Raw genomic sequence first — 16,016 nt, 5'->3', positions numbered from 1 at the left:
CCGCGTCCGGTTCGTGCGTCGGTTCCGGGCTCGGAGATCTGCTCGGCGATCTCGGCCAGGCGGGACAGCGCGGCCTCGGCCCGCACCGGGTCGCCGGACTGGATCGGCGCCAGCACGTCGGAATCGAAGTCCGGGTCGATCGACCGCACCGCCGCGAGCACCTCGTCCACCACCTGAGCCGGGACCTCCTGACGCTGCATCCCCAGCTCCCGAGCCAACCCCCTGTGCGTGTCGAACAACGGTCCCGTGGCGAGCAAGAAGAACGACACGACATCCCGGTCCGAGAACCGCGACCACTCCTGCCCGCTCGCACCCACCGGCGCCGCGCCCATTCCTTTCCCGGCATCCGCGACCGCACCGCCCACCGGAACCACCGCCACCGCCGCAGCGACCGTCACACCGATAACCGAACGAACAATCCCACGCACGACACCACTCCAATCCAGCAGGAGGACGACCACGCACCTGCGGTCCGGGTCCTAGATTGCGACCGTATTGAGGCCACTGGTATGTCGTCAACATCGATGTGGTTGCGATGGGATAAGCGGCCCCGCGTTGAGGGGTTGCCCACCGCGTGCGTGAAATATTCACGTCGGGAGTCGAAATGCGACGCCCGGGGAACCGTGGCAGTTCGTGCGATATCCCCGCTGCGCCGTTGCTTATCCATGGGTGCCGGATCTCGCGAACTGCCGCGCGAGAACCGATGAGTTCGCGCTCGACGCGCGGGCGGGTGATTTCAGAGGCTCGTCGGGGTGTCGTCGGGCGCGCGGTTGACGGAGTGCGCGGCCTTCTGTGCCGGAATCAGGCTGGTGAGCCCGATCACGGCGATCGTGCCGAGCAGCGCCAGTCCGACCGCGGTCAGACGGCGCGCGGGCGCGGCGATGATGGACGCTCCGGCCGCGATGATGACGAGCGTGCACGCCGGGGCGATGACTGGCAGCGCTGCACGGTGCGCGGCTTGCCATGCGCGCTCCGAGCGCAAGATCGCCGGGGTGCGGATTCCCACGAACCCGTTCGCCGGTAGCAGTCCACTCGCTCCGGCCCAGGTCATGGCGATCACCAAGACGGACAAGGCGATGGCGAGCACGCACACGGACATGAGGTACACGACCTTCCTGATTGCCGCGGCCCTGGTGCGAGAGGCGGCGAGCGCCCGCCCCGCATCCAGCAGCCGAGCTCACGGGCGTGCGACCCGTCGAATCGTGCTCGCTCTCGCGGGGAATGGACCACCACGGGTGATGACCCGCTGGACGCTAGTGATGCCGGAGGCAACCAACAACCTCCCGTGGCAGGGCGCAATCGCTCCCACGCGGCCGCTGCTCTCCCGCGGTACGTCGGAGGTGGTGGATGAGCGTCGGCGTAGGCGGACGTCACCGGCGACCGACGCTCCCGCCCGTGCGGAGTCTCTGACCTGCGGGTCCGCTGGGAGGTGCCGACGAGGGTGCTGGGGTCTTGGGGTTGCGGCACGAGGTCAGCGGGGTGCCGTCGATCCGCCAGGACCCCAGGTGGCGACGCCACTTCAGGCTGTCAGGCAAGTGGCCAAACCTCCCGCGACGAGTGGTGGGAATGCCTGCTCGGGGCAAGGGCACCCTCGTGGTCTTCCTCGGAGCGCGCACGCTCCTCGTGCCCCACCCGGCTCCGCCTCGACACGGCGCGTGGACAGGAGGCGTCGGGACGACCCGCGCGGTGGTGGACGGGCACCCAGTGACGAGGTACTCCGGTGGAAAGGGGGAGGATGGCTCGGGGTCCCGGGAGGTCGGGGCCTCACGAGAGGGAGGCGTGCATGGCCAGGCTGCAGGTGCCGGTCCAGCTGCGGTGGTCCGACATGGACGCGTACGGGCACGTGAACAACGTCGAGATGCTGCGGCTGCTGGAGGAGTCGCGGATCGAGGCGTTCTGGGCGCACCCCGCCGCCGCCGACCCGCTCGGCCCCGGGGAGGTCCCGGCGGACCGGCCCGCGTTCCCCACGGCCGTGCTCGACGCGGGCCCCGGTGCGCAGACGGCGACGCTGGTCGCCCGGCAGGAGATCGAGTACCTGCGTCCGCTGGGGTACCGCCGCACGCCCGTGGTCGTGGACATGTGGATCGGCCACCTCGGCGGGGCCAGCATCGACGTCTGCTACGAGGTGCGCGACGCCACCCCGGCAGCGGGCGACCCGTACGCCCGGGCCGTGACGACGCTCGTGCTGGTCGACGCGGCCAGCGGCTCGCCGCGCCGGATCGGCGAGGCGGAGCGGGCCGCGTGGCTGCCCTACGTCGAGGAGCCCCCGGCGTTCCGCCGCCGCGCCCGCTGATCCTGCGTCGGCCACGAGGTCGGGAGAACGCGACGAGGTCGGGGGATCCGTTCCCCCGACCTCGTCCCGTTCCGCCGACCTCGCCGGACGCGGTGCCCCCCGCGCGCTCCGTCAGTACTGCTCAGTACTGCGGCAGGCCCGTCAGGCTCGGGTCGTCGACCGCGGCGGGCGTGACCGTCGCGGCCAGCGCGGCCAGGTCCTCGACCGGCAGGCCGCCCGACAGCACGTAGGTGACACCTTCCGCCTGCCACCGCAGCCAGCCCCCGACGTCGGTGGACTGGTCGCCCCACGGCGCGAACGACGCCCGGTGACCGGCGACGTCCACGAGCCGGACCCCCGCGGCGTCGTAGCTGGCGACGACCTCCGGCGGCTCCTGCGGGCCGGCCATGGCCTCCAGCGTGACCCCGGTGCCCTCCGGGGTCCGGTGGACGCCGTCCGCCCCCTCGACCGGCGCGGTGTCACCGTAGGTCACCGTCCACCGCAGCGTCTCGCGCTCCGTGCGGGTGGCGCCGGTCGCGGCGGCATCGAGGCCAGACGGCACGGACCCGGGGTCGAGGGCGTCGCCGTCGAACCGCAGCGCGTCGAGCACGTCCAGCAGGTCGGTGGTGCCGAGGCCGCTCCCGCTGGCCATCCACCGGGCGCCGTCCTCGGACCAGGAGACGTATGCGCTGGTGCCGAGGTCGCGCAGCCGCCCGGCGGCGCCGCGCACCGGTACGTCGGCCACGCCGTCGGTCCCCTCCGGGAACGGGTCCGCGACGTCCCGCCACACCGTCACGCCGCGGACGGGCTCCTCGGACACGAGCACCGCGACGGGCAGGGCGCTGGTGCAGTCCATCCGGGTCAGGTGCACACCGGCGCTGGTCGCCGCCCAGGGCGCGTCGGCGAGCACGGCGGCGGCGCCGGTGATCCGTGGGTCGGCGGGCCACGCGTCGGGGGCGACCCACTCGCTCCACCCCGTCTGGCACTCGGTCGTCCCCTCCCCGGCGACCGCGGGTGCGACGCCGAGGGACAGCGGGAACGCGCCGGCCTGCGGCGTCGGGGCGCCGCCGCCGACCTGTGGCAGGACGACACCGCCGACGGTCAGCACGGCCGCCAGGCCGACGGACGCGCCCACGGTGCGGGCACGGCGGTTCCGGCGGAGCGCACGGGCGCGCCGCTGCACGCGAGCCAGGTCGGGGGTGGGAGCCGGGGTGTCGACGTCGGCGAGGCGGGTCAGGAAGTCGGTGCTCATCTCAGGGCGTCCTCACGGGTGGGACCCAGCGCGGCGGCGAGCCGGGCGCGGGCGGTGGACAGGGTGGAGGCGACCGTGCCGCGGGAGACGTTCATGACGTCCGCGACCTGCGCCTCGGTGAGGTCGGCGACGTAGCGGAGCGCCACGGCGGTGCGGGACCGCGGCGGCAGGTCCGCGACGGCGCGCCAGAGCGCGTCCTCGGGGTCGGCCGGTGCGGGCGCCTGCTGCTCGCGCTGCCGCTGCACCCAGCGACGCTCCAGCTGGGCGCGTCGCCAGGACCGCCGCACCTCGTTCAGCGCCACGGTGTACACCCAGGCCGCGGGGCGCTCCATGCGGGCGACGCGGTCCCAGCGGGCCAGCGCCCGGGCGAACGCCTCGGCGGCCGCCTCCTCGGCGATCCCGGCGTCGCCGACGGCCAGCGTCAGCGCCCGGTGGGTGCGCGGCAGCTCGGCCGCGTACCAGGCGGCGAACTCGGGTGGTGGTATGTCGGGCCCCTGCGGTCTCATGCCCCGTCAAGTCGTGAGGTCGGCGAAGTGTTGGGCGCGGGCGCGCCCGCCCGTCCATCGTCCTCGCCGGGGCGGTCGTGCGGGCGCCGTTCCGGGTGCGAGGTCGGGAGAACGTGACGAGGTCGGGAGATCCGTTCCCCCGACCTCGTCACGTTCCCCCGACCTCGACCTCCGGCCGCTGGCGAGCACGCCCGGCCGGGGGTCAGGCCTCCCGGCGGGCCTCCACGTCGCGGCGGGCGCGCTCCGCCGTCTCCGCCGCGCGGGCGATGTTGCGCTGCATGCCCCCGAACACGACCCCGTGGAACGGGTACACCGCCCACCAGTACAGCTGCCCGGCGAGCCCGTGCGGGTGGAACACGGCGCGCTGGGCGAACGTCGTCGGCGGCGTCCGCCACACGGCGTCGGCGTCAGCCCCGTCGGCACCCGCGTCCTGGTCCGGCTCGACGCGCAGCTCCAGCCACGCGAGCCCGGGCACCCGCATCTCCGCCCGCAGCCGCAGCAGCCGCCCGGGGTCGACCTCCTCGACCCGCCAGAAGTCCACGGCGTCGTCCACGACCAGCCGCCGGGGGTCGCGGCGTCCGCGCCGCAGCCCGGGTCCGCCCACGACGCGGTCGGCGAGCCCGCGCACCCGCCAGGCCAGCGACCACGAGTACCACCCGCGCTCGCCGCCGACGGCCTCCAGCACCCGCCAGAGCGCGGCGGGGGAGGCGTCGACGACGATCTGCCGCTCGTCCACGTAAAGGGACCCGCCCGCCCAGTCGGGGTCGGACGGCAGCGGCTCGCTGGGGACGCCGGGGACGCCCGCCGAGGACCAGCGGGTGGTGACGTCGGCCTCGCGGATCCGGGCGAGCGCGAGCCGGACGGCCCGGTCGAAGCCGATCAGCCCGCCGGGCGGGTCGGGGACGTGCTCGGCGATGTCGTGCTCGGTGCAGACGACCTCGTGCACCAGGGACTCCACGAGCGGCCGGGCGATGCCGGACGGCACCGGGGTGACGAGGCCGACCCACAGGCTCGACAGCTTCGGGGTGAGCACCGGCACCGGCACGATGATCCGCTGCGGCAGCCCGGCGGCGCGCGCGTAGCCCTGCATCATGTCGCGGTAGGTGAGGACGTCCGGCCCGCCGATGTCGAACGCCCGGTTGACCTCGGGCGGCATGGTCGCGGACCCGACGAGGTACCGCAGGACGTCGCGGACGGCGATCGGCTGGATGCGGTTGAGCACCCAGCGGGGCACGGTCATGGCGGGCAGCCGCTCGGTGAGGTACCGCATCATCTCGAACGACGCGGACCCGGACCCGAGGATGACGGCGGCGCGCAGCACGGTGGTGGGGACGCCGGAGGCGAGCAGGATCTCCCCGACCTCGGTGCGGGACGCGAGGTGCGGGGACAGCTCCTCGCCCTCGGGCGCGAGCCCGCCGAGGTAGACGACCCGCCCGACCCCGGCCTTGCGGGCGGCGGCTCCGAAGGTCAGGGCGGTGGACCGGTCGCGCTGCTCGAAGGTGCGGCCGGTGCCGAGGGAGTGGATCAGGTAGTAGGCGACGTCCACGCCGTCGAGGGCCGCACGGATCTGCTCGGCGTCGGAGGCGTCGGCCTGGACGACCTCGACGGCGTCGTACCAGGGACGGCCGCGCAGCCGCTCGGGGCGCCGGGCGAGGGCACGCACCCGGTACCCGGCGGCGAGCAGCTCGGGCACGAGGCGACCGCCGACGTACCCGGTGACGCCGGTGACCGCGACGAGCGGCGCGTCGGGCCGGGGGCGGCCGTCCGGGCCGACGCCGGGCACGTCGGGCAGGGTACGGGCGACGGGTTCGGGCAGCAGGTCGGAGGCGGGCGGGGCGTCGGGGGCCGGGGTGCTCACGGCGGGGACGCCGTCAGACGGGCGGGCGGAGTCGGGCACCGTCGCAGTCTGCGTCGGGGGTGCCGACGCCGCATCTGGGCAGGTGCGGCGGCGAGCGCCCCGGAGGATGATCGTGCCCATGGCGGACCTGCGGCGGGACTGGACGAGGGTGGACGAGTACCTGGTCACCGAGCTGGTCGCGGAGGACGCGACCCTGCTCGCCGCGCGCGAGGCGGGGCGAGCCGCGGGCCTGCCCGCGATCGAGGTGGCGCCGAACCAGGGCCGGCTGCTGGCGCTGCTGTGCCGCATGGTGGGCGCGCGCCGGGTGCTGGAGTTCGGCACGCTCGCGGGATACAGCACGCTGTGGTTCGCGGACGCGGTGGGGCCGGACGGGCACGTGACGACGCTGGAGATCGACCCGCGGCACGCCGAGGTCGCCCGGCAGAACTTCGCCCGCGCCGGGGTCGCGGACCGGGTGCGGCTGGTCGAGGGACCGGCGGCCGGGTCGGCCCAGGCCCTGGTCGACGCGGGGGAGGAGCCGTTCGACCTGGTCTTCGTGGACGCGGACAAGCCGAGCAACAGCACTTACGTCGAGGCGGCCCTCGCCCTGTCCCACCCGGGCACGGTGATCGTGGTGGACAACGTCGTCCGGGCCGGGGGCGTCGCCGACGCGGACTCGACCGACGAGCGGGTGCAGGGCTCGCGGGCGGTGCTGCACCTGCTCGGGACGCACCCCCGGCTGGACGCGACGGCGCTGCAGACCGTGGGCGCGAAGGGCTGGGACGGGTTCGCGCTGGCGCTCGTCCGGGACTGAGCGTCAGGACAGCAGGTCGAGGGTCCGCTTCTCGGCGACCGCCTGCGAGCGGGTCGGCGCGATGGTGGTGCCGTGCGCCCACAGGTCCACGACCCGGGGGTCGATGTAGGACGCGCGGCAGACGGCCGGGGTGTTGCCGAGCTCCTCGGACACGTCGGCGACGACGCCCGCGACGACCTTCCGGCGCGCTCGGTCGGACGTCGGCGGGGCGCCCGCGGCGGCGAGGCCGCGCGCCGCGAGGACGGTGGCGTGCCACGTCCGGAAGTCCTTGGGTGACGCGTCGTCCCCGAGCCGCCGCTTCACGTCGGCGCCGACCTCCGCGCTGGTGACGTCGTGCCAGCCGTCGTCGTCCCGCCAGGCCAGCAGCTCGGGCCCGCCGCCGCGCCGCCGCAGCAGCGTCCCGACGAGCTCGGCGACCCGGTCGTCCTCGACGACGACGTCCCGGACCTGCCCGGACTTGGCGGGGTAGTGGAAGCGCACGGCCCCGTCGCCGACCACCTCGACGTGCTCGCGGCGCAGCGTCGCGAGGCCGTACGAGCCGTTGCGCTGCGCGTAGCCCTCGCCGCCCGCCCGGAAGTACGCGAGGTCCAGCAGCCGGAACGCGAGCGCGAGCGCGGTCGCGCGGGGCAGCCCGTCGAGCGCGAGGTCCCGGCGCACCGACCGGCGCGCGGCGGGCAGCCTGCGGGCGACGTCGAGGACGTGGTCGTGCTTGCGCCGCGCCCGCCGCAGCCGCCACTGCTCGTGGTAGAGGTACTGCCGGCGCCGCGCGTCGTCCAGCCCGGCGGCCTGGATGTGGCCGTTGGCCCATGGGCTGATCCACACGTCCTGCCACGCGGGCGGGATCGCGAGGGCGCCGATGCGGTCGAGGTGCTCGGGGTCCGCGATGCGCTCGCGGTCGAGGTCCAGGTACCAGAAGCCGGAGCCGGCACGCCGCCGGGTCCAGCCGGGGGAGTCGATCCGGACCCGTCGCAGTCGCACCACCGGCACACTGTCACCCGCCGCGCGGGCTCCCGCCAGTCAGGCCGCCAGTCAGGCGGTCGGGATCCGGACCATGCCCTCCTGCGCGATGGACGCGACCAGCGTGCCGCTGCGGTCGAACACCCGGGCGGCGCCGAGACCCCGGCCGCCCTGCGCGGACGGGCTGGACTGGTCGAACAGCAGCCAGTCGTCCACCCGCACGTCCCGGTGCCACCACATCGCGTGGTCGAGGCTCGCGACGGACAGACCCGGCGTCAGCCAGGACAGCCCGGCGCGGCGCAGCACCGGCTCCAGCATGATCTGGTCGCACGCGAACGCCAGCACCGCGCGGTGCAGCAGCTGGTCGGCGGGCAGCGGGCCCTTGGCGCGCATCCACACCCGCTGGCGGCCCTCGGGCGACGGCGCGGGGCCGAGGTACAGGGAGCCGCCGACGTGCCGGACGTCGAACGCGCTCTGGTGGGTCCAGAACCGGGCGACGGGGTGGTCCAGGTGCCCCATGCGGTCCATGGCGGACTCGACGTCCTCGGGCTCCGGGACGTCGGGCGCGGGCTCGGTGTGGTCGACGCCGTCCTGCTCCTCCTGGAACGAGGCGATCATCGACAGGATCGGCTCGCCGTCCTGGGCGGCGTGCGTGCGGCGCGCGGAGAACGACCGGCCGTCCCGCAGCTCCTCCACGGCGAGGTCGACGGGCGTCGCGACGTCGCCCGCGCGCAGGAAGTAGCCGTGCAGGGAGTGCGGGAGCCGCCCGCCGGGGACGGTGCGGCCTGCGGCGACGAGCGCCTGCGCGATGACCTGCCCGCCGAACACCCGGCCGCCGGGCTTCGGCAGGTTCGTCGCGGTGAACGTGCCGGGGGTGGTCCCGGGGGCGACGTCGAGGACCGCGAGCAGCGCGGCGATCGGGTCGGGGGCGGAGGTCGGGTCGGGCGCGGTGCGGGCGTCGGTCACGCGGACCAGCGTCTCACGCGCCCGGGCACCGCCCCGCGCCATCCGGGCGGCGGCTCAGGGCCGCCCGGCGGTGTTGACCAGCGAGTGCGCGGCGCGCTCCAGGTAGTCCCAGAGCGTCGCCTCGTGCAGGGGCGGCAGGTCGAGGGCGTCCACGCCCGCGCGCATGTGCCGCAGCCAGCGGTCGCGGGCGTCGGGGTCCACGGCGAACGGCATGTGCCGCATCCGCAGGCGCGGGTGCCCGCGCTCCTCGGAGTACGTGGTGGGGCCGCCCCAGTACTGCTCGAGGAACATCGTGAGCCGGCGCCGGGCCGGGCCGAGGTCGGCCTCCGGGTACATCGGGGCGAGCACCGGGTCGGTGGCGACGCCCTCGTAGAACACGTCCACCAGCCGCTCGAACGTCGCGTGCCCGCCGATCGCCTCGTAGAACGACTGCCGCCGCCGGGCCTCGGCGTCGTCCGGTGCGGACGCGGGCGCGGGGGAGGCGGCGCTCAGCGGCAGCGGCGTGCGGGCGGGCTCCGGGGTGGTCATGCCGCCAGTCTCGCACCGCGCGCACCCCGACCCGGGTGCGTGGCCCGCGCCCGGCGGCGGTGCCCCGGACGGCGACTAGGCTGGGGGTCCAGGAGGCCGCCCGTCCCACGGCGGCCCGCGGGGGCCAGATCCGGCACACGGCACGACGGGGGTTCGATGAGCAAGGCAGAGCAGATCCTGGTGGCCCTGGGTGGCGGCGGCAACGTCGTGGACCTGGAGCCCTGCATCACCCGGCTGCGGGTCGAGGTGACCGACCCCGCCCAGGTGGACGAGGCGGGCCTCAAGGCGACCGGCGCGTTCGGCGTCGTCCGGTCCGGCCGCATCGTGCAGGTCATCGTCGGTCCCGAGGCGGACAGCCTCGCGGCGGAGCTCGACGGCCTGCGCTGAGCGCACGCACGACGGCCCCCGGTCACCTGGTGACCGGGGGCCGCGTCGTGCCCGCACCCCGGGGTGCTCAGCCCTCCGGCGACGTGCGCTCGCGGTGGGCCTCCAGGGCCTCGCGCTGCCCGGCGAGCGGGATGTCCGCCGCCTCCAGCGCCTCGCGCACCGCGGTCCGCAGCGCGCGGGCGACGGCCCACTGCCGGGCCGGGGCGGTGCGCTGGATGACCTTGAGGCTGACGGCGTCGAACGTCAGGTCCTCCGCGGTGGTGACGGTCGCGGCGCCCTCGATGGCGGCGCCGATCTCCGGGATGTCGGCGAGGGTCGCCGCCGCCTGGATCAGCAGGTCCTGCACCCGGTCGAGGTCCGCGAAGTAGTCGACCTTGACCTCGACCACGGCGTTCGCCCAGCCCTGGGTCTTGTTGCCGACGCGCAGCATCGAGCCGTTCGGGACGTACCAGAGGGTGCCGTCGCCGTCGCGGATCTTCGTCACGCGCAGCCCCACGGACTCGACGGTGCCCTGCGCGGGGCCGACGTCCACGACGTCGCCGACGCCGTACTGGTCCTCCAGCAGCATGAACAGCCCGGACAGGAAGTCCTTGACCAGGGACTGCGCGCCGAAGCCGAACGCGACGCCGATGATCCCGGCGGACGCGATGAACGGGGCGATGTTCACCCCGAGCTGGTCGAGGACGAGCAGCACCGCGATGGAGCCGACGACGATGGCCGCCGTCGAGCGCAGCACCGACCCGATGGTGCGGGCTCGCTGGGCGCGGCGGGCGTTCGCGACGGGGGTGACCTTGCGCAGCGCGGCGGCGACCTCGGTCCCGCCGAGCGGCTTGCCGATGCCCCGCTGCAGCAGCGAGGTGCCGTCGGCGATGTGCTCGGAGACGGTCTTGATGAGGCGGCGGACCAGCAGCAGGACGATGCCCGCCGCGACCACGATGATCGCGATGCGCAGGCCGGGGCCGAGCAGCCAGTCGAGGAACGCGTTGGCGCCGTCGGCGACCTGGTCGCCGGCGTCGGGTGCCGCCGTGGGCAGCGCGGGGAGGAGGGAGGGGATCACCCCGACACGCTAACGGCAGCCCCCGACGGCACGCCGCCCGTGCTGGGGGCCGCCGGGCGGACGTGCACGCGTCCCGCACACCGCGTGCACGTCCGCCCCGCGCTCTCTTGAGCGCCCGTCAGCCCCGGGCGAGGACCGCGGCCAGACCGGTGCGGTCCGCCACGAACTGCAGCTGCTCGACGGTCAGCGCGATGGTGCGGGACAGGGCCCGCCCGCCGTGCCCGACGCCCTTCTCCCGCCGCACCAGCACGGGCGCGACAGCCGGGTCCGCGGACGTGGCGGCCTGGAGCGCGGCGCCGAGCTTGCGGGCGTGCAGCGGGTCGACGCGGGTGTCGCCGTCGAAGATGGTGAACAGGGTGGCCGGGTAGGCGGTGCCGTCGACGACGCGGTGGTACGGCGAGTACCCGAGCAGCCAGTCGAGCTCCTCCGGGGTGTCGGCGTCGCCGTACTCGTCGGTCCAGGTCACCCCGAGGCCGAACTTCTGGTACCGGACCATGTCGAGCAGCGGGGCGGAGCACACGACCGCCGCGAACGTCTCCGGGTGCCGGGTGAGCGCCGCGCCGACGAGCAGGCCGCCGTTGGACCCGCCCCAGCAGGCGAGCCGGTCCGTGGTGGTCCAGCCGCCGTCCACGAGGTGCCGGGCGACCGCCTGGAAGTCCTCGAAGACGTGCTGCTTGTGCGCGCGGCGCCCGTCGCGGTGCCACGCCTCGCCCTCCTCGCCGCCGCCGCGCAGGTTCGCGACGACGTAGACGCCGCCCGCCTCGACCCACGCGAGCGTGGTCGCGGAGTAGGCGGGGTCCAGGGAGATCTGGAAGCCGCCGTACCCGTAGAGGATCGTCGGCGCGGGCGCGAGGGGCCGCCCGTCGGCGTCCAGGGCATCCGCCCGGGCGACGACGAACGCGCGCACCGGCGTGCCGTCGGCGCTGGGCACGACGACCTGCTGCACCCGGACGTCCGGCAGGTCCGCGAGGGCGCCGGGCGGGGACGCCCACAGCGACGTGGTGCCGGTGGTGGCGTCGTAGCGGTGCACCTCGGTGACGGTGGTGTGGTCGGTGTACGTGAACCACACGTCCGGGCCGCCGTCCGGGCGGGTGACGAGACCGCCGGTGGAGCCGAGGCCGGGCAGCGCGACCCTCCCGGCGTCGCCGGCCAGGCGGGCGCCGGTGACCGGGTCGTGCGCGGTGATCTCGCTGACGGCGTGCCGCCGCCAGGCCGCCAGCAGCCGGACGGGCGTGGTGTCGTCCCCGCCGCCGTCCACGACCGCGACGTCCTCGAGCACCGCCTCCGGGTCCTCGGCCAGCAGCGTCCGCCACCGCGGCACCGCCGGGTCCTGCGGGTCCGCGACGGCGAGCCGCCCCCGGTCGGCGTCGAGCGTGGTGTGCACGTACAGCCGACCGTCCCGCCCGACCCACGCGCCGACCTCGGCGTCGTAGCCGACGGCGACCTCGCGGAACTCCGGCACCGCGCCCGGGGCCACCGCCGACAGGTCGGCGATCCAGACGTCCGTGCGCGGGGCCGTGCCCGCCGAGGCGGAGACGATCAGCCAGCGGCCGTCCCGGGACACCGAGACGCCGTAGTAGTTGGTCATGTCGAGGCCGTCGCCGAACACCTCGACGTCCTGCGCGGCGTCCGTGCCGACGACGTGGCGCCACACCCGGCGGTGGTACTGCTTCTCGCCCTCGGGCAGCAGGTCGGGCGCGAGGCGCCGCACGTAGAAGAACGCGGCGCCGCCCGGCTCCCACGCCACGGGGGAGTAGCGCGCCCGGTCGACGGGGCCGTCCACCAGCGCACCCGTGGTGACGTCGAGGACGTGCAGGACGCTCTCCTCGGTGCCGCCGTGCGACACCTGGTAGGCGAGCAGGTCGCCCTCCTTGCTCGGCTGCCACGCGTCGAGCGTCGTGGTGCCCGCCGGGTCGATCACGACCGGGTCGACCAGCACCCGCTCGCGCTCGCCGCCCGGGGCGTCCGGGTCGGGCTCGGCGACGACGACCACCGCGTGCTCCTGCTCCCCGGTGCGGCGCGCGAAGAACCGGCGGTCCCCGCGCCACGCGGGCGTCCCGACGAACCCGGCGCCGAGCAGCGCGGCCAGCCGCGCGGTCAGCGGACCGGTGCTCAGCGGGCCGTCCGCGAGGTCGCCCGCCGCGGCGCGCGCCCGGTAGGCGGCGTACAGGTCGTCCTGCGCGGTCGACCACGCCTCGGTCTCGTCGGCGTCGGCGTCCTCCAGCCACCGGTACGGGTCGGCGACGGCCCGTCCGTGCAGGTCCTCGACCAGGTCGAGGCGCCGGGCGGCGGGGTACGCGGACGGGGCGCCGGGCACGGCGGAGGTGGGGGCGGCGGGGTCGACGGTCATGCGCGCCACCCTACGGCGCACCCCGCGCGTGCCCCGAGGGGGCCGCGCGGAGCGCGGCGGCTGCCGAGGGGCGCTCGACGTGACGGCCCGCCGTCCGCACCCGGAGGCGGGAAACCCCACGTCGGTAGCGTGTGCGCGGCGCGGTGCCCGGCAGGGGGCGCCGGGCTCTGGCAGGATCGGCGACGTGGCCGACCCCGCACCGCCGCCGACCGAGTCCCTCGTGCGCCTCGCGAGGGCGCACGGTGTCGCCCCGGAGTTCCAGGAGTTCAACGGCGGCCCGAAGCAGGTGTCCGCCGCGACCCTCGTCGGCGTGCTCGGCGCGCTGGGCGTCGACGCCAGCACCCCGGAGCGGGTCGAGGTCGCGCTGCGCGACGCCGAGGACGCCCCGTGGCGCCGCGTGCTGCCCCCCGTCGTGGTGGTGCGGCGCTCGCAGGGCGCGCAGGTCCCGGTGCACGTCACGCACGGGGACGCGGTGCGCGCCTGGATCGAGGTGGACGGCGTCGAGGGGCGCGGCCGCCGCGCCGCGAAGGGCGACGCCGGTCGCGTGGACCTGGAGCAGGCCGACGTCGTCGTCGAGCCCCGCACCGTGGACGGGCGCGAGGTCGGCCGGGCGACGTTCGTCGTGCCCGCCGACCTGCCGCTCGGCTGGCACCTGCTGCGCACCAGCGGGCCGTCCGGCGAGGGGACGGCGCCGCTCGCCGTCACCCCGGACCGCCTCGACCTGCCCGCGGCGCTCGCGGACCGCAGCGTGTGGGGCCTGATGGTCCAGCTGTACTCGGTGCGCTCGCGGGCGTCGTGGGGCGCGGGGGACCTGCGGGACCTCGCTGACCTCGCGTGGCTGTCCGGGCGCGAGGCGGGCGCGCAGTTCGTGCTGGTCAACCCGCTGCACGCGGCCGAGCCGGTCGCGCCGATGACGCCGTCGCCGTACTTGCCGACGACCCGCCGGTTCGTGAACCCGCTGTACCTGCGGGTCGAGGACGTGCACGAGGCCGGGTACCTCGGTTCGGCGGACCGGGCGCTGGTGGACTGGTCGGCGGAGCAGGCGCTCGCGCTGGACACCGACGACGGCCCCATCGACCGGGACGTGGTGTGGACGGCGAAGAAGGCCGCGCTGGACGTGGTGTTCGCGGTCCCGCGGTCGGCGGCCCGGCAGTCGGCGTTCGCGGAGTTCCGCCGCCGGGAGGGTCGCGGGCTGGAGGACTTCGCGCTGTGGTGCGCGCTGGTGGAGCGGGACGGCCCGCCGCCGTGGCCCGCCGACCTGCGCGACCCCGCCGCCCCCGGGGCGCTGCGGGCCCGGGCCGACCTCGCGGACCGGGTGGAGTTCTACTGCTGGTTGCAGTGGCTCGCGGACGAGCAGCTCGCCACCGCCCAGCGCACCGCCCACGAGGCCGGGATGTCCGTGGGCGTCATGCACGACCTGGCCGTCGGCGTGCACCCGTCCGGTGCGGACGTGTGGGCGCTCGGGCCGGTGCTCGCGCGGGGCGCGTCGGTCGGTGCCCCGCCGGACATGTACAACCAGCAGGGCCAGGACTGGTCGCAGCCGCCGTGGCACCCCGCCGAGCTGGAGCGCGTCGCGTACCGGCCGTACCGGGACCTGCTGCGCACCGTTCTGCGGCACGCGGGCGCGGTGCGGATCGACCACATCATCGGGCTGTTCCGGCTGTGGTGGATCCCGCGCGGCAACAGCGCCGCCGACGGCACCTACGTGCGCTACGACCACGACGCGATGATCGGCATCCTCGCGCTGGAGGCGCACCGCGCCGGGGCCGTCGTCATCGGGGAGGACCTCGGCAACGTCGAGCCGTGGGTGCGTGACTACCTGTCCGACCGGGGCGTGCTGGGCACGTCGATCCTGTGGTTCGAGAAGGACGCCGAGGGCCGCCCGCTGCCGCCCGAGGACTACCGGCGGCTCGCGCTGTCGTCCGTCACCACCCACGACCTGCCGCCCACCGCCGGGTACCTGGCGGAGGAGCACGTCGCGCTGCGCGAGCGCCTCGGTCTGCTGACCGAGCCCGTCGCCGACGTCCGGCGGGCCGCCCGCACCGAGCGGGAGGCGATGCTGACCGCCCTGCGGGAGCGCGGCCTGCTGGGCGACGACCCCACCGAGCGCGAGGTCGTCGAGGCCCTGCACCGGTGGATCCGGCGCACCCCGAGCGCGCTCGTCGGGGTGTCGCTCGCCGACGCGGTCGGGGAGCGACGTGCCCAGAACCAGCCCGGCACCGACAACGAGTACCCGAACTGGCGGGTGCCCCTGGCCGACGGCGCCGGCCGGCTGGTGCTGCTGGACGACCTGTTCGGCTCCGCGCGGTTCCGGTCGCTGGCGGCGGCGCTCGCGGAGGGCTGAGCGCCCGTCAGCGCCAGCCGTGAGAGGCGTCCGGCCACGGCTCCGGGCACGGGTCGCCGAGCGGCCCGGTCAGCTCGAAGTGCCACGACTCGTTCGCGTACGTCCGGCACAGGCCCGTCTCCTGCTGCCGGTCGCCCAGCCACAGCACGCCCTCGGTCGGGCCGACGTCGATCGCGAGGCCCTGGACGTGCGCGGACACGTCCGGGGGCAGCACCCAGCGGTGCGCCTCGGCCTCGCTGCCGTACCGGGCGACGGCCTGGTCGACGAGCGCCTGCTGCTCGTCGGCGGACCGCCACCCGGAGGTGATCCGCAGCTCGACGCCGTCCGCCGCCGCGAGGGCCTGGGCCGCCTCGAACCGGGCGAGCAGCTCCGGGTCCAGCCCGCTGACCTCGCGGGTCGCCGGGGGGTCGTCGCCGGTGCCGGGGGACTCCTCGGGGGTGGCGCCGCCGGGTGGGGCGGCTGGGGCGCCGTCGACGGCGAGCGGCCGGTCCGTCGGGCCGACGACCTGGGTGAGCGCCGCCGGGCCCCGGGTGACGAGCCACCCGCCGCCGGCCGCGAGCACGGCCAGGGCGAGCAGCAGCAGGAGCACGGGCACGCGCCGGGACCTGGGGGTGCGGCGCCGGGGTGCGGGTCGGGGTGTCGTCATGCTGCCCAGCGAACCGCCCGGACGGGGCCGCGGTCGTCGCCCCGGGGGAGGTCCGTGCCCGGTCCGCGTCCTGACCGTTCGACCCAGACCCGGGGTCTGC

Annotated in this window: 15 protein-coding genes; 4 read left to right on the top strand and 11 right to left on the bottom strand. The window is 75.9% G+C overall.

Annotated features, from left to right (window positions below):
* Both EBM89_RS01905 and EBM89_RS01900 read right to left on the bottom strand, forming a co-directional pair.
* Positions 1-461: sporulation delaying protein family toxin (locus EBM89_RS01905; protein ID WP_199731937.1), on the bottom strand; the 461-nt coding region annotated here is incomplete at its 3' end.
* A 275-nt stretch (positions 462-736) separates the two neighbouring features.
* A complete protein-coding gene (locus tag EBM89_RS01900) occupies positions 737-1,099 on the bottom strand; it encodes an SdpI family protein (protein WP_233571475.1) in 363 nt (120 codons plus the stop codon).
* Between the two features lie 684 nt (positions 1,100-1,783).
* Here EBM89_RS01900 and EBM89_RS01895 point away from each other — a divergent pair.
* Complete coding sequence (locus tag EBM89_RS01895) at positions 1,784-2,293, top strand: acyl-CoA thioesterase (RefSeq protein ID WP_122147759.1); 510 nt, start codon at positions 1,784-1,786, stop codon at positions 2,291-2,293.
* Positions 2,294-2,414: 121 nt separating this feature from the next.
* On the opposite strand, the gene EBM89_RS01890 is transcribed toward EBM89_RS01895, so the two are convergent.
* The 3 genes from EBM89_RS01890 to EBM89_RS01880 all read right to left on the bottom strand — a co-directional run bounded on the left by EBM89_RS01890 (position 2,415) and on the right by EBM89_RS01880 (position 6,008).
* The gene (locus EBM89_RS01890; RefSeq protein WP_122147758.1) at positions 2,415-3,524 is read right to left on the bottom strand and encodes a hypothetical protein; all 1,110 of its coding nucleotides are present in this window, start codon (positions 3,522-3,524) and stop codon (positions 2,415-2,417) included.
* On the bottom strand, positions 3,521-4,030 hold the full coding sequence (locus tag EBM89_RS01885) for a sigma-70 family RNA polymerase sigma factor (RefSeq protein WP_122147757.1): 510 nt from the start codon (positions 4,028-4,030) through the stop codon (positions 3,521-3,523). The genes EBM89_RS01890 and EBM89_RS01885 overlap by 4 nt, the downstream gene beginning before the upstream one ends.
* A gap of 202 nt (positions 4,031-4,232) precedes the next feature.
* On the bottom strand, positions 4,233-6,008 hold the full coding sequence (locus EBM89_RS01880; protein WP_122147756.1) for a DUF2867 domain-containing protein: 1,776 nt from the start codon (positions 6,006-6,008) through the stop codon (positions 4,233-4,235).
* Between EBM89_RS01880 and EBM89_RS01875 the strand changes: the two genes are divergently transcribed.
* Positions 6,007-6,681, top strand: a complete 675-nt coding sequence (locus EBM89_RS01875) for an O-methyltransferase (protein WP_122147755.1) — start codon at positions 6,007-6,009, stop codon at positions 6,679-6,681. The two genes, EBM89_RS01880 and EBM89_RS01875, sit on opposite strands and share 2 nt — an antisense overlap.
* A gap of 3 nt (positions 6,682-6,684) precedes the next feature.
* Here EBM89_RS01875 and EBM89_RS01870 read toward each other — a convergent pair whose 3' ends face one another.
* Genes EBM89_RS01870 through EBM89_RS01860 form a run of 3 tightly spaced genes read right to left on the bottom strand, consistent with a single transcriptional unit; the run spans position 6,685 to position 9,132 of the window.
* Entirely contained in the window at positions 6,685-7,662 is a 978-nt protein-coding gene (locus tag EBM89_RS01870; protein ID WP_122147771.1) for a DNA topoisomerase IB, read from the bottom strand.
* 48 nt (positions 7,663-7,710) lie between these two features.
* Positions 7,711-8,604 (bottom strand): acyl-CoA thioesterase, encoded by an 894-nt coding sequence (locus EBM89_RS01865; protein WP_233571473.1) that lies wholly within the window; start codon positions 8,602-8,604, stop codon positions 7,711-7,713.
* 54 nt (positions 8,605-8,658) lie between these two features.
* Positions 8,659-9,132: a globin gene (locus tag EBM89_RS01860; protein WP_122147753.1), complete on the bottom strand. Its 474-nt coding sequence runs from the start codon at positions 9,130-9,132 to the stop codon at positions 8,659-8,661.
* Positions 9,133-9,288: 156 nt separating this feature from the next.
* Between EBM89_RS01860 and EBM89_RS01855 the strand changes: the two genes are divergently transcribed.
* On the top strand, positions 9,289-9,519 hold the full coding sequence (locus tag EBM89_RS01855) for a PTS sugar transporter subunit IIB (RefSeq protein WP_122147752.1): 231 nt from the start codon (positions 9,289-9,291) through the stop codon (positions 9,517-9,519).
* Positions 9,520-9,586: 67 nt separating this feature from the next.
* On the opposite strand, the gene EBM89_RS01850 is transcribed toward EBM89_RS01855, so the two are convergent.
* Both EBM89_RS01850 and EBM89_RS01845 read right to left on the bottom strand, forming a co-directional pair.
* A complete protein-coding gene (locus EBM89_RS01850) occupies positions 9,587-10,576 on the bottom strand; it encodes a mechanosensitive ion channel family protein (RefSeq protein ID WP_122147751.1) in 990 nt (329 codons plus the stop codon).
* Positions 10,577-10,694: 118 nt separating this feature from the next.
* On the bottom strand, positions 10,695-12,926 hold the full coding sequence (locus tag EBM89_RS01845; protein ID WP_122147750.1) for a prolyl oligopeptidase family serine peptidase: 2,232 nt from the start codon (positions 12,924-12,926) through the stop codon (positions 10,695-10,697).
* A gap of 184 nt (positions 12,927-13,110) precedes the next feature.
* Here EBM89_RS01845 and malQ point away from each other — a divergent pair, with 184 nt between their 5' ends.
* A complete protein-coding gene (gene malQ / locus EBM89_RS01840) occupies positions 13,111-15,270 on the top strand; it encodes a 4-alpha-glucanotransferase (protein ID WP_233571472.1) in 2,160 nt (719 codons plus the stop codon).
* A 7-nt stretch (positions 15,271-15,277) separates the two neighbouring features.
* On the opposite strand, the gene EBM89_RS01835 is transcribed toward malQ, so the two are convergent.
* The gene (locus EBM89_RS01835) at positions 15,278-15,865 is read right to left on the bottom strand and encodes a M15 family metallopeptidase (protein WP_158609433.1); all 588 of its coding nucleotides are present in this window, start codon (positions 15,863-15,865) and stop codon (positions 15,278-15,280) included.
* Positions 15,866-16,016: the final 151 nt, after the last annotated feature.

Origin of the sequence: Cellulomonas triticagri, from assembly GCF_003696205.1 — a bacterium.
Classification (GTDB): Bacteria; Actinomycetota; Actinomycetes; order Actinomycetales; family Cellulomonadaceae; genus Cellulomonas; species Cellulomonas triticagri.
Note: the sequence above shows the minus strand (reverse complement) of the source record. Positions and strands in the feature narration are given on the sequence as shown.

Coding starts and splice junctions, on each gene's coding strand:
- EBM89_RS01900 (WP_233571475.1), bottom strand. CDS start 1,099: ATGTCCGTGTGCGTGCTCGCCATCGCCTTGTCCGTCTTGGTGATCGCC.
- EBM89_RS01895 (WP_122147759.1), top strand. CDS start 1,784: ATGGCCAGGCTGCAGGTGCCGGTCCAGCTGCGGTGGTCCGACATGGAC.
- EBM89_RS01890 (WP_122147758.1), bottom strand. CDS start 3,524: ATGAGCACCGACTTCCTGACCCGCCTCGCCGACGTCGACACCCCGGCT.
- EBM89_RS01885 (WP_122147757.1), bottom strand. CDS start 4,030: ATGAGACCGCAGGGGCCCGACATACCACCACCCGAGTTCGCCGCCTGG.
- EBM89_RS01875 (WP_122147755.1), top strand. CDS start 6,007: ATGGCGGACCTGCGGCGGGACTGGACGAGGGTGGACGAGTACCTGGTC.
- EBM89_RS01880 (WP_122147756.1), bottom strand. CDS start 6,008: ATGGGCACGATCATCCTCCGGGGCGCTCGCCGCCGCACCTGCCCAGAT.
- EBM89_RS01860 (WP_122147753.1), bottom strand. CDS start 9,132: ATGACCACCCCGGAGCCCGCCCGCACGCCGCTGCCGCTGAGCGCCGCC.
- EBM89_RS01855 (WP_122147752.1), top strand. CDS start 9,289: ATGAGCAAGGCAGAGCAGATCCTGGTGGCCCTGGGTGGCGGCGGCAAC.
- EBM89_RS01845 (WP_122147750.1), bottom strand. CDS start 12,926: ATGACCGTCGACCCCGCCGCCCCCACCTCCGCCGTGCCCGGCGCCCCG.